Below are 11969 nucleotides of genomic sequence, written 5' to 3' on the forward strand. Positions count from 1 at the left end.
ATGCAGGTGGATGGATGGTCCGGTGCACATGCGTGGCATGGATAGCCCCGGACTTGGATTTTTGTATAAAAGTGATGACATCAGGATGGTGCAACAAAAACAAGGTCAGCTAGAACAGAGCAATGGATTGGTCATGCCGATGACCGATCATGCGGACCTGACGATGATTTTCGGCATGCGGTTATTGTTGGCAGTCACAGCCCTGCTGACCCTGTTCATCAATATCGAGCATATGGACGTGCCGCCCCTGCCGGCCTGGCTGGCGCTGTCGCTGTATGTCGTCCACAGTGCGGTGTTGTTTCTTCTGCTGTATGTCAACGTGCCGGTAACACACGGCAGGCTGATTTTCTGGCTCGACGTCTTGTGGTACGGCCTGATCGTCCTGTGTACCGGCGGCGGCGAAAGTTATTTTTTTCCCTTCTTTTTCTTTGTCATCCTGACCTCGTCATTCCAGCGCGGACTCGACGAGGGCGCGCGCATCACGCTGGCCTCCTGCCTGTTGCTGGGGCTGGTGTCGGTCGTGGCCGATCACGCGCTGAACACGCCGAAACTGCTGCTGCGCATGACGTTCGTGATGGCGCTCGGCTACATGATTGCCTACTGGGGTGGCCTGAGCCTGCTGCAGAAGCGGCGCCTGGCCTTGCTGCGCGAGGTCAGCCAGCAAGCCAATCCGCGTTTTGGCGTCGACCATACGGTTGCTTCAATACTGGAGAAGGCGCGAGTTTTTTTCGGCGCCAGCAGCTGCATACTGGTCATGCGCGAAAACGGCGCGGAGCATTGGCAGTTGCGCACCGCGCTCAACAGCGGCGGCGGACGCCCCGGGTATGTCAGCCAGATGAGCGAAGCGGCCGTCGCACCGCTGATGGGGTTTGGCGCGCGCCAGAGCGTGCTGTACGCGCCGTCGCTGCGCGCGCGCCTGCGCCTCGGCCATGCATTGTCGGCCATCGAACGCGGCGGCATGAGATGGCAGGGACTCGATGCGGCCAGCGGCGCTGCCCTCGCCGAACTGCTTGACGCCAGGTCTTTCATCAGCGTATCGATTCCCTTGCGCAAAGGAGAGGGACGCATTTACGTCGTGTCCACCAGTCACCATTTCTTTCGTTCCGATGCCAGGTTTCTGATGCACCTGGTAGCGCATGTCTTTCCGCTCGTCGAAAATATCGCGCTGCTCGATACGCTTGCTTCCGGCGCCGCTTTTCGGGAGCGCCAGAAAATCGCCCGGGACTTGCATGACACGACGATCCAGCCGTATATCGGCCTGCGCCACGGCCTGAACGCCTTGCGGGCCAGTGCCGCGCCGGACAATCCGCTGGTGGGCGAACTCGACAAGCTGATCGACATGAGCACGCAAGTCATCGCCGATTTGCGGCATATGGCGCAATCGGTCAAAAGCGGCGTCCAGCGCGAAGAGCTGGAACTGGTATTCGCACTGAGGCGCCAGGCTGAGCAGTTGAAGAAATTTTTCGGGCTCGATGTCGAGATCGTCGCCGACCAGGCGTTTCACGTGAGTGATCGCCTGGCCGCTGAAGTGTTTCAGATTGTCAATGAAGGCATGAGCAACATGCGCAAGCACACCACGGCACGCGGCGGACGCGTGGTGCTGGCGCGCGATGCCCACATGCTGACGATATCGATCGAAAACGAGCGTGCCGCCGGTGTTGCGGCACAGGCGGCGGACTTCATGCCGGTGTCGATCACAGAGCGGACACAGGCGTTGGGCGGTACTGTCCAGGTGGGCCATGGCGCCAATGGCGCAACTCTCGTACGCGTCGACATTCCGGTGTAGGCGCGCCGCCCGGTGTGGCGGTTTTCAGTGAAAAGGTAAAGCATGTCAAGTCAAGATGCCATCCGGGTCATATTGGTCGATGATCATAAGACCATGTTGTGGGGACTGGAAAAATTATTGGCAGGCGCGCAGCCTGCAATGGAAGTGGTCGGCACCGCCAGCGACATCGGCAGTGCCGTGGCGCTGGTCAACGCACTGGTTCCCGATGTCGTCGTGCTCGATGTCGACCTGGGTGGCGTCTGCTCGGTCGATTTCCTGCCGGCGCTGCTGGCCAACGGCGCAACGCGCGCCATGATGCTCAGCGGTTCGCGCGACCAGGAGGTGCTCAGCCGCGCAGTGCGCAGCGGCGCGCGCGGCGTGATGGGCAAGGAAGCCTCGGCCGAGCAGGTGATCGATACCATCGCCAGGGTGCACCGTGGCGAATTGTGTCTGGACCAGGATCTGTTGGGCAGCATGCTGGGGGCCCTCAGCCGTCCGGCGCCGCCGCCCGATCCCGAAGCGCCAAGAATCGCCACCCTGACACTGAAGGAGCGCAAGATCGTGGCGATGATGGTCGAAGGTAATGGCGCGCTGAACAAGGCTATCGCCCAGCGCGCCTTTATTTCCGAGCAAACCCTGCGCAACCATCTGACCTCCATTTACAGCAAACTGGGCGTGGCCAACCGGCTGGAACTGTATGTCTATGCTACCAGACATGGGCTGGCTGATGCGGCAAGCCCTGTAGCGCAGGGCAAGGCAGGATAAATGTCATGTTGGCCATGTCCTGGAAATAGGTGGTTTGTACTGTATAAAAAGTGATATTTGTCTGATTTGCATTAAAATCCATTGATATATTATCTATTCTTGGTCGTCCGCTCGCCTGGTGCATGGCGCAGCGCACAATATTGTTTTTTTTTGACATCGGCCGCGACCTTGCCGTTGTTGAAATAACCTGAATGGATAATCATGAACTTCATTAAAAACTTTATCACCGACGAAGATGGCGTTACCGCAATCGAATATGCGCTGATCGCAGCATTGGTCAGCGCCGTGCTGGTCGCAGCAGTGACCAGCATGACCGGCGGCCTGACGCTCGTTTTTGATCGCATCAAAGGTTTGTTGACCTGATTGCTGGTGTTGCCAACCGATCCAAGAGCGATTGGTACAAATGTACTGTTACGGGGTAGGAGAAAGGGCTGTTTTGTACTGCCACGAAAATGACTTTTGTCTGATTCAAAGCAATATGCAACGCTCTATAATTCTTACATCAGCAAACAGTAATTGTTGCCGACAAACCAGTACGGCATAAAAGACAGTTACAGGAGCAGGGAATGCAGTTAAAGAATGGTGCAGGACCGCAGCTCGCCGATTTTATGCGAGAGCAGAGCGGAACTTCATTTTCGGAGCATGCCTTGCTTGCGTCACTGGTAGTGGTAGTGTGCCTGATTGCACTTCTCGCCATTTGCAAGGGTCCATAAAGTTGATCCATTTACTGGGTGCTAGTCGTAAAAAACCCCTTACATGTTGTTAAACTTACTCTGAATGGATTAATCATGAATTTCATCAAAAACTTTATCGCTGAAGAAGATGGCGTTACCGCAATTGAATACGCACTGATCGCAGCACTGGTCAGCGCTGTACTGGTAACGGCTGTGACCGCAATGAGCGGTGGCCTGACTGCCGTGTTCACCCGCATCACCACTTCGCTGAAATAAACACGACTTGCGCTGTCGGCGAGTGCACCTTTAGCGTGCTCTTGCTGGCGTGGTGGTCCGGGCCATATTTGATGGCGCCGGGCCGTTTTCGCTTTGTCGACGCTGCTTTTCTCTTGTGCTGGCTTATCCATGTACGCTCATCCTGTTGTGACCTGGTTGCCGTCGCTGTTGCTGGCCGGCCTGATGGCTGGCGCTGTTTGGCATGACGTGCGCAGCCGCAAGATCCCCAATCGTCTCGTCTTTCCCGGCGCACTGGTCGGCGTGCTGCTCAATGCCCTGCTGCCGGCCGCTGGCACTGCTTTCATGCCGGTGCCGGGTGGCCTCGGTATGCTAACTGCATTGGTCGGCCTGGGTCTGGGTCTGTTATTGCTGCTGCCGATGTATGCGCTGAAAACCATGGGCGCCGGCGATGTCAAGCTGATGGCAATGATAGGCGCGTTCGTCGGCCCGCAAGCGGTGTTCGGCTGCATGCTGTTCAGCCTGCTCGCTGGCGGCGTGCTGGCGCTCGGCGTGGCGGCGTATCACGGTACGCTGCGCCAGATGACCAGCAACAGCTATCATTTGTTGTTGAGCAGCTTGATGCGCGGCATTGCCGGCCAGCGTCCCGAGGTCGATGCGCCGAAGGCTCCCAGCGGCAAGCTGCCGTATGCCATCGCCATCGCTGCAGGCACCCTGATTTATCTGTTGCTGGTTGCCAGCGGCCGCTTTGCCTTGTTTGCGTAATGCGTTTCATATCCTTCCCGATTGCCGATGTTTATCCATCCTGACGCGCGCGACGTTGCCGACCCGGTGCCGGCATCCTTGCGCGCTGCGCGCACGGTCGAAGAAACCGGCCTGCCTTTTCTCTTCCTGGTCGAGCTGCTGGTGAAGGTGTTGTTCCAGCGCGGCCAGCTCCATCTTCCTGAACTGGCCTCGTATGTCAAGCTGAGTCTGGTCGTGATCGATCCCGTGATCTCTTTCATGCGGCAAGAAAAGATGTGCGAAGTCACACGCCGTGGCGCCAGCGGCACTGACGCCGACATTCATTATCAACTGACGGACAGCGGGCGCCAGCGCGCGCTCGAATGCCTGGCGCGCAATGCCTATGCGGGGCCATGCCCGGTGCCGCTGGCTGCCTATAACGCCCAAGTGGCCGCACAAAGCGTGGCCAGCATGCATGTCACGCGGGCCGACGTGCAGGCCAATTTCGACGGGATTGCGGTCAACGCCAGGGTGTTGGACCAGCTGGGCTCGGCCATGAATTCCGGCCGCGCCATTTTTATCCACGGCGCTGCCGGCAGTGGCAAGACCTACCTGGCGGAACGGCTGTCCGGCCTGTTACAGGGCAGTATCGCCGTGCCTTACGCCATCATGGTCGATGGCGAAGTAGTGCCCTTTTACGATCCGGTATTGCACGTTCCTGCCGGTGAGGCGCAGCAGGTTAATGCAGGCATCGAAAAAACCGTCCAGCTCGATGCGCGCTGGGTACGCGGCGTGCGACGCCCGGCCGTGCTGACCGGCGGCGAACTGACGCTTGACATGCTCGACTTGCGTTTCGATAGCGTCACGCGGCTGTACCGGGCGCCGCCGCACTTGAAAGCCAATAACGGCATTTTCATCATCGACGACCTGGGCCGCCAGCGCTGCTCGCCGCTCGAACTGATGAACCGCTGGATTGTGCCGATGGATCGCGCCATCGATTTCCTGTCGCTGCACAACGGCTATACCTTCCAGGTGCCATTCGATGTGGTAGTGGTATTTTCCTCGAATTTCCTGCCCGAGCGCTTGTCCGATGCGGCATTTTTACGACGCCTCGGCTACAAGATCGAAGTGCCCGCCCTCAGCGAAAGCGAGTACGAGCAAGTGTTTGCGCAGACCTGTGCCCGATACGGCGTGGCGTTCGATGCACAGGCATTCCGGTATCTGCTGCATCAGCTCCATTATCGTTGTAATGTGGCATTGCTTGCCTGCTATCCGCGCGACCTCATACGCCAGGTGCGCGACCTGGCAAGGTACGAAGGCACGGCCATGGTGCTGAACGATACCGTGCTGGAATGGGCGTGGAACAATTATTTTGCCGGCGCCAGCCAGCGTAGTGGCAGCGACAACAAAACCGCCCAGGAGCGGCGTGAACCTACAACGATAATGAAGTCAGAGGAAATGCGATGAGAAACACCCGTGCTGTAATCATGTTGCTGCTGGCGCTGGTGCTGGCCGGCGCGGCAGTGCTGGCGGCGGCTGTCTGGATGGGCGGACAAAATACGCAGTCGAGCCAGAAGGTCGTGGTGGCGCTGGTCGAGATCAGCGTGGGCAGCAAGGTCACGCCCGCGATGCTGCGTACGCTCGACTGGCCTACCGGCGCGCTGCCGCCCGGCGCATTCGGTGAAACCAAGCTGATCGAAGGGCGCATCACGCGCGCCAATATCAGCATGGGCGAGCCTGTGCTGGAAAGCAAACTGGCACCCGTGGGCGCTACTGGCGGGCTGTCGTCCATCGTCGCCGATGGCAAGCGCGCCATGACCGTGCGCGTCAATGACGTGGTCGGGGTGGCCGGCTTCGCACTGCCCGGCAATTTTGTCGATATCCTGGTCAATACCCAGGACGACCGCGCCAAGCTCACCGGTGGCGGCGAACTGGCCATTTCCAAGATCGTGCTCGAACGCATACTGGTGCTGGCCGTTGCTCAGGAGTCCAGCCGCGACGACAATAAGCCGAAAGTGGTCAATGCGGTGACCCTGGAACTGACGCCGGATCAGGTAGAAAAGCTCGACCTGGCGCGCAGCGTCGGCACCTTGTCGCTGGTCCTGCGCAACCAGATCGATCCGTCGCCCGTGAACACCGAAGGCGCGACCAAGGAATCGTTGTTGGGACTCAAGCCGCTGAATCCCGTCGCGCCACCGCGCACCGCCGCACCGGCCGCGCCACGGGCGGTGGCGCGGCCGGCCCCGCCACCGCCGCCAACCGACAGCGTCAAAGTGATCAAGGGCATGGACACCAGCGTCCAGCAATTTTAAGCAAACCGATTCAAGGATAGTTGATGAGCAAATTTCGTATCAGTACGCTGTCGGTCACGCCACGCCTGGCCTTGATGCTGGGAGGCGTGACGGCGGGCATGCTGTGCCACGCCGCTGTCCTGGCGGCTCCCGCATCTGCGCCCAGGAAAGCTGCCATCGCGGTCAGCGCGGACGAACCGTCGGCGCCCCTGTCGCTCGGCGCCGATATTGCCCGGCTGGGTCCGCCAATCCGCATTTCGGTCGGCAAATCTACCTTGCGCAGCCTGACGCGCCCGGTTTCCCAGATCGCCATCAACGATCCCAAAGTGGCCGGCGCGCGCATGCTCGGCACGTCGAGCGAGCTGTATGTATGGGGTGTCGCGCCCGGCAGCACCAACCTGATTTTGTGGGACAAGAATCACAAGCCGGTGATCGTCGATATCGAAGTCGACGTCGACGCCGAAGGCTTGCAGGCGCAGCTGTCGCAGACCTTCCCGAACGAACGCACCCTGAAGGCCAGCGCTGCCGGCGGCGCCATCGTCCTGTCGGGCGTGGTGTCGGATACCGTCAAGGTCAGCCAGATACTGGAAATGGCCAAGGCATTTGCCCAGCGCGGCGCAGGCGAAGGCGCGGCAGCTGGCGCAGCGACCGGTACCTTGACGACGATGCTTGGCCCGTCTGCTGGCGCATCTGCCAGCGGTACTGGCAATGGCGGCGCTGCGACGGGCGTGGCGGTGATCAACATGCTGACCGTGGCTGCACCACAGCAAGTCATGCTGGAAGTAAAAATTGCCGAGGTCTCCAAGACGCTGGTTGACCAGCTCGGCGCCAGCATCGGCGCGCGCGCCACCAGCGGCAACTGGACTTACAGCCTGCTGTCGAATCTGCTCAGCGGCAATCCCAGCCTGGTAGATGGCTTCAACGGCAAGAACGGCAATTTCCTGACCCTCGATGCGCAAAAGCGCGACGGCCTGGTGAAGGTGCTGGCCGAACCGAATATCATGGCCATCAGCGGCCAGGAAGCCAGCTTCCTGGCCGGCGGCAAGATTTTCATTCCGGTATCGCAAGACAGCAGTAGCGGCACCAACAAGATCACGCTGGAAGAAAAGGAATTCGGTATCGCCGTCAAGTTCACCCCGACCGTGCTCGAAGGCGGGCGCATCAACCTGAAAGTGGCGCCGGAAGTGTCGGAGCTGAACAAGGAAGGGATCGGCATTACGGCCAGCGGCACCGCTGGCACCGCCGTGCTGCCGGCCTTTACCACGCGCCGCGCCACCACCACGGTGCAGCTGTTCGATGGCCAGAGCTTTGCGATTGGCGGCCTGATCAAGAACAACGTGACGACCAATATCAAGGCCCTGCCGATGCTGGGCGAGATTCCGGTGCTGGGTGCGCTGTTTCGCAGCAGCGACTTCCAGACCGACCGCACGGAGCTGGTGTTCATCATCACGCCGCACCTGGTCAAGCCACTGAGCGGGGAAGTTGCCTTGCCGACGGATGCCTACGTGGCGCCGACGCGTGCCGAATTCTTCCTGCAGGGGAAAATGGAAGGTGCTGCCAAGCCTCAGCCACAACCTGCGACACAGCCGAGTGCGCCAGCCGCGACCGGCTTTGATATTCAATAGGAGAGCGACCATGCAGCGTCCTCGATTTTTATTCCTGCCGTGTGCGATGCTGGTGCTGGCCGCGATCGGCGGTTGCGGCACCACCCCCAGGCTGGACCGCGATTTCGGCCGCAGTGTTGCGGCATTGCGGACCCAGCAGGTGTTCAACCCGCAGGCAGCACTGAACCGCGATCCGGTGGTGGGCATGGACGGCAAGGCCGCCAATGCGGCCTATGAATCGTATCAAAAGAGCTTTACGGCGCCGGTGCCACCGACCGCTGCCTTCACCATCGGTGTCGGCGGTCGTCAGTGAGCAAGACGCTGTCACAACAGAACCAGTTAGGCATATCGTGAAAATCGCCATCATATCCAGGGATGAAAAAACGCTGGCCGAATTGAGCCGGCTGGTACGCGGGCGCAATCCGGACGACGATATCGACGCCGGCGCCGGTCCGCTCGAACAGCTGTATGCGGCAACGCAACTGCCCGATGTCCTGATCTTCGACCGGCCAGGCAACGACGGCGTCGATCTGGCATCGATCGAACGGCTCAGTACCCAATATCCACGGCTGGCCTTCATTTTGCTGTGTCCGCAGCATTCGCCCGAATTCCTGCTGCAGGCGATGCGCGCAGGCGTGCGCGAAGTGCTGCCATTTCCGGCCGCAGCAGCCAGCCTGCACCCGGCGCTCGACCGCATCGAGGAGAAGCTGGAACGGCGCGATAACGGCAATGGCAAGGTGCTGGCTTTTATTTCGTGCAAGGGCGGCAGCGGCGCCACCTTTATCGCCACCAACCTGGGCTTCGCACTGGCTGCCAGCGGCCACAAACGCGTCGCGCTGATCGACATGAATCTGCATTTCGGCGACGCTTCGCTGTTCGTCTCCGAACACAAGCCGCTGGCCACGCTGTCCGACGTGACGCATGACATTCACCGACTCGATCCGTCGTTCCTGGCCTCGAGCATGCTCAACGTGCTGCCCAACTTCAGCGTGCTGGCGGCACCCGAGGATCCGGCCCACGCCAGTGAAGTACTGCCCGAACATATTGACGCCATCATCAAGCTGGCGCGCCGCCAGTACGACTTCGTGGTGCTCGACGTGGGCCGAAACCTCGACGCCGTCAGCGTGCGCGCGCTCGACCATGCCGACATGATCTTCCCGATCCTGCAGACCACCTTGCCCTATATCCGCGACGGCAAGCGCCTGCTGGGCATGTTCCGCTCGCTCGAATACGACAAGGACAAGGTGCATCTGATCGTCAACCGCCACGACAAGGGCGGCGAGATCCGCCTGCAGGACCTGGAAGCGGCGTACGGTACTGCGATCTATCGCACCGTGCCGAACCACTATGCCTCGGCAGCGGCGTCGGTCAACCAAGGCGTGCCCATCTTGCAGCTGGACAAGGCCAGTCCCATCACGCGCTCGCTCCAGGAATTTGCCGCCGCGCTGACCGGCACGACTGTCGAGCCGGTCCGCCAGGGTTGGCTGAGCCGCGTGCTGTCACGCGGCTGAACGGATAAGGAACAGGATATTATTCATGGCTAGCTCACCCCCACCATCATTGTCGATCCGCGAGCGCCTCGGCAGCGGCAAGATCGCCTCGCTCACGCCGTTGCGCGCGCCGGCCATCGATAACCGCGGCTATCGCGAGCTCAAGCTGCGCATTCATGGCCTGTTGCTCGAGCGGGTCGACCTGGAAAGCATGCAGCGATTGACGCAGGAACAGATCCGCGATGAATTGCGCGGCCTGGTCGAACGCCTGCTCGATGAAGAAGCCACCGTCATCAACGACACGGAACGCAAGAACCTGACGCGCGACATCCAGAACGAAATGCTCGGTTTCGGACCGCTGGAAACCCTGCTTTCCGATCCGACCATTTCCGATATCCTGGTCAACGGCCACAAGCAGGTGTATGTCGAGCGGCGCGGCAAGCTGGAGCTGACCGACGTCGTCTTCAATGACGACGCGCACCTGATGAAGATCATCGACAAGATCGTCTCGCGCGTAGGGCGCCGCATCGATGAGTCGAGCCCGATGGTCGATGCGCGCCTGCCGGACGGTTCGCGCGTCAATGCCATCATTCCGCCGCTGGCGCTCGACGGCCCGGTGATGTCGATCCGGCGCTTTTCCGTCGACCCGCTGCGGCTGGCCGACCTGGTGGCCTACAACAGCATGACCGCCGAGATGGCCGAAATCCTGCAGGGCCTGGGCAAGGCCAAGATGAATATCCTGATCTCGGGCGGTACCGGCAGCGGCAAGACCACCATGCTGAACGTGATTTCGGGCTTTATCGGCCACAGCGAACGCATCGTCACGGTAGAAGATGCAGCCGAGCTGCAGCTGCAGCAGCCGCACGTGGTGCGTCTGGAAACGCGCCCGCCGAATATCGAAGGCAAGGGCGAGGTATCGCAGCGCGCGCTGGTGAGGAATGCCCTGCGGATGCGCCCGGACCGCATCATCCTGGGCGAGGTACGCGGTGCAGAAGCGCTCGACATGCTGGGCGCGATGAACACGGGCCATGAAGGCTCGATGGCGACCATTCACGCCAACACCCCGCGCGATGCGATTACAAGGCTTGAAAACATGATCAGCATGGCCGCCGCCAACCTGCCCAGCAAGGCGGTGCGCCAGCAAATCAGCTCGGCCGTATCGGTGGTGGTGCAGGTATCGCGCCTGATTGATGGCAAGCGCAAGGTCACCTCAATCATGGAGATCACCGGCATGGAAGGCGAAGTAATCACCATGCAGGAAATTTTCAGCTTCAAGCAGACCGGCGTGGGCGAGGGCGGTGCGGTGGTCGGGCATTTTTCGGCCAGCGGCATCCGTCCACGCTTCCTTGAACGCCTGAACAGTTTTGGCATCGGCGTGCCCCACACGCTGTTCGAGCCGACCGGTCCCGGGCGCTGACGCGACATGAACTATCTTTCCCTGCTGGTCTACCTGCTGATTTTCCTGGCCGTGCTGCTGCTGGTCGGCGCGGTGTATTACGCCTGGCAATCGGCGCGCGGACCCGGGGCAGAGCGGGTGGCACGGCGCCTGCGTGCCATGCATACGGCCAGCGACGACAGCGAAAAAGCCGTCTCGATTACCAAGGAGCGCCCGCTCAGCGAACATGCCGGCCTGCAAAGCCTGCTCGAAGTGCTGCCAGGCGTCAAAGCGCTCGATCGCTTGCTGCTGCAGTCGGGCAAAAGCTGGAACGTGGGACGCTTCCTGGGTTACTCCTTGCTGGGCCTGCTGATTGGCTTCCTGCTGCTCAGCGTCGTCAGCATTCCCTGGTATGCGCGCCTGTTGCTGGTGCTCGCCTGCGCCGCGCTGCCATATCTGCTGGTGTCGCGTACCAAGGCCAAGCGCCTGGAAAAAATCGAGCAGCAATTGCCTGATGCGCTCGACCTGATGGGACGCTCGATGCGTGCCGGCCATGCTTTTCCTACCGCGCTCAAGTTGGTTGGCGAGGAAATGACTGCTCCCTTGGCGGACGAATTTCGCATCGTGTTCGACGAGGTCAACTTTGGCGTATCCATGTCGGACGCACTGATGAACCTGGCGTCACGCGTGCCCAGTACCGATTTGCGTTATTTCGTGATCGCCGTGCTGATCCAGCGCGAAACCGGCGGCAACCTGACCGAGCTGCTGGGCAGCATCAGCAATATCATCCGCGACCGTCTCAAGCTGATGGGCCAGGTACGCGTGTTGTCGGCCGAAGGGCGCATGTCGGCTTGGGTGCTGGGGTTGCTGCCGTTTGGCGCCGCCCTGATGATGCAGGTGATGAATCCGGTATTCCTGTCGCTGCTGTACACCGACCGGGGCGGACGCAAGATGGTGGGCGTGGCGCTGGGCCTGCTGTTGGTCGGCGTGCTGGTCATCCGCAAGATCATCAGGATCCGGGTCTGATATGAAACTGTTGAAACAGAGA

General features: G+C 60.6%; 12 protein-coding genes. All 12 read left to right on the plus strand.

The genetic code is table 11. The features are described 5' to 3' along the window. Positions 1-133: 133 nt before the first annotated feature. Entirely contained in the window at positions 134-1786 is a 1653-nt protein-coding gene (locus RTQ46_RS20990) for a sensor histidine kinase (protein WP_312439529.1), read from the plus strand. Positions 1787-1828: 42 nt separating this feature from the next. Continuing rightward, a complete protein-coding gene (locus tag RTQ46_RS20995) occupies positions 1829-2530 on the plus strand; it encodes a response regulator transcription factor (RefSeq protein ID WP_312439530.1) in 702 nt (233 codons plus the stop codon). Between the two features lie 201 nt (positions 2531-2731). Beyond that, complete coding sequence (locus RTQ46_RS21000) at positions 2732-2893, plus strand: Flp family type IVb pilin (protein ID WP_312439531.1); 162 nt, start codon at positions 2732-2734, stop codon at positions 2891-2893. 425 nt (positions 2894-3318) lie between these two features. Further along, positions 3319-3480: a Flp family type IVb pilin gene (locus tag RTQ46_RS21005; protein ID WP_312439532.1), complete on the plus strand. Its 162-nt coding sequence runs from the start codon at positions 3319-3321 to the stop codon at positions 3478-3480. A gap of 129 nt (positions 3481-3609) precedes the next feature. After that, complete coding sequence (locus tag RTQ46_RS21010; protein ID WP_312439533.1) at positions 3610-4203, plus strand: prepilin peptidase; 594 nt, start codon at positions 3610-3612, stop codon at positions 4201-4203. Between the two features lie 27 nt (positions 4204-4230). Next, on the plus strand, positions 4231-5628 hold the full coding sequence (locus RTQ46_RS21015) for an ATP-binding protein (protein WP_312439534.1): 1398 nt from the start codon (positions 4231-4233) through the stop codon (positions 5626-5628). Continuing rightward, positions 5625-6473 carry a Flp pilus assembly protein CpaB gene (gene cpaB, locus RTQ46_RS21020; RefSeq protein ID WP_312439535.1) on the plus strand — a complete coding sequence of 283 codons (849 nt, stop codon included), beginning with the start codon at positions 5625-5627 and terminating at the stop codon, positions 6471-6473. Before RTQ46_RS21015 ends, cpaB begins: the two co-directional genes overlap by 4 nt. A gap of 23 nt (positions 6474-6496) precedes the next feature. Next, the gene (locus tag RTQ46_RS21025; protein ID WP_312439536.1) at positions 6497-8077 is read left to right on the plus strand and encodes a type II and III secretion system protein family protein; all 1581 of its coding nucleotides are present in this window, start codon (positions 6497-6499) and stop codon (positions 8075-8077) included. A 10-nt stretch (positions 8078-8087) separates the two neighbouring features. Further along, positions 8088-8369 carry a pilus assembly protein gene (locus RTQ46_RS21030; RefSeq protein WP_312439537.1) on the plus strand — a complete coding sequence of 94 codons (282 nt, stop codon included), beginning with the start codon at positions 8088-8090 and terminating at the stop codon, positions 8367-8369. Between the two features lie 37 nt (positions 8370-8406). Further along, the gene (locus RTQ46_RS21035) at positions 8407-9567 is read left to right on the plus strand and encodes an AAA family ATPase (RefSeq protein ID WP_312439538.1); all 1161 of its coding nucleotides are present in this window, start codon (positions 8407-8409) and stop codon (positions 9565-9567) included. Positions 9568-9592: 25 nt separating this feature from the next. Beyond that, entirely contained in the window at positions 9593-10963 is a 1371-nt protein-coding gene (locus tag RTQ46_RS21040) for a CpaF family protein (RefSeq protein WP_409518358.1), read from the plus strand. A gap of 6 nt (positions 10964-10969) precedes the next feature. Beyond that, positions 10970-11947 (plus strand): type II secretion system F family protein, encoded by a 978-nt coding sequence (locus RTQ46_RS21045; protein WP_312439539.1) that lies wholly within the window; start codon positions 10970-10972, stop codon positions 11945-11947. The last annotated feature ends 22 nt before the right edge of the window (positions 11948-11969 follow it).

Source organism: Janthinobacterium sp. (genome assembly GCF_031995485.1).
GTDB lineage: Bacteria > Pseudomonadota > Gammaproteobacteria > Burkholderiales > Burkholderiaceae_D > Janthinobacterium.

Bases quoted from the DNA above. Each gene is read 5' to 3' on its own strand.
- RTQ46_RS20990 (WP_312439529.1), top strand. From the start codon at position 134: ATGCCGATGACCGATCATGCGGACCTGACGATGATTTTCGGCATGCGG.
- RTQ46_RS20995 (WP_312439530.1), top strand. From the start codon at position 1,829: ATGTCAAGTCAAGATGCCATCCGGGTCATATTGGTCGATGATCATAAG.
- RTQ46_RS21000 (WP_312439531.1), top strand. From the start codon at position 2,732: ATGAACTTCATTAAAAACTTTATCACCGACGAAGATGGCGTTACCGCA.
- RTQ46_RS21005 (WP_312439532.1), top strand. From the start codon at position 3,319: ATGAATTTCATCAAAAACTTTATCGCTGAAGAAGATGGCGTTACCGCA.
- RTQ46_RS21010 (WP_312439533.1), top strand. From the start codon at position 3,610: ATGTACGCTCATCCTGTTGTGACCTGGTTGCCGTCGCTGTTGCTGGCC.
- RTQ46_RS21015 (WP_312439534.1), top strand. From the start codon at position 4,231: ATGTTTATCCATCCTGACGCGCGCGACGTTGCCGACCCGGTGCCGGCA.
- cpaB (WP_312439535.1), top strand. From the start codon at position 5,625: ATGAGAAACACCCGTGCTGTAATCATGTTGCTGCTGGCGCTGGTGCTG.
- RTQ46_RS21025 (WP_312439536.1), top strand. From the start codon at position 6,497: ATGAGCAAATTTCGTATCAGTACGCTGTCGGTCACGCCACGCCTGGCC.
- RTQ46_RS21030 (WP_312439537.1), top strand. From the start codon at position 8,088: ATGCAGCGTCCTCGATTTTTATTCCTGCCGTGTGCGATGCTGGTGCTG.
- RTQ46_RS21040 (WP_409518358.1), top strand. From the start codon at position 9,593: ATGGCTAGCTCACCCCCACCATCATTGTCGATCCGCGAGCGCCTCGGC.
- RTQ46_RS21045 (WP_312439539.1), top strand. From the start codon at position 10,970: ATGAACTATCTTTCCCTGCTGGTCTACCTGCTGATTTTCCTGGCCGTG.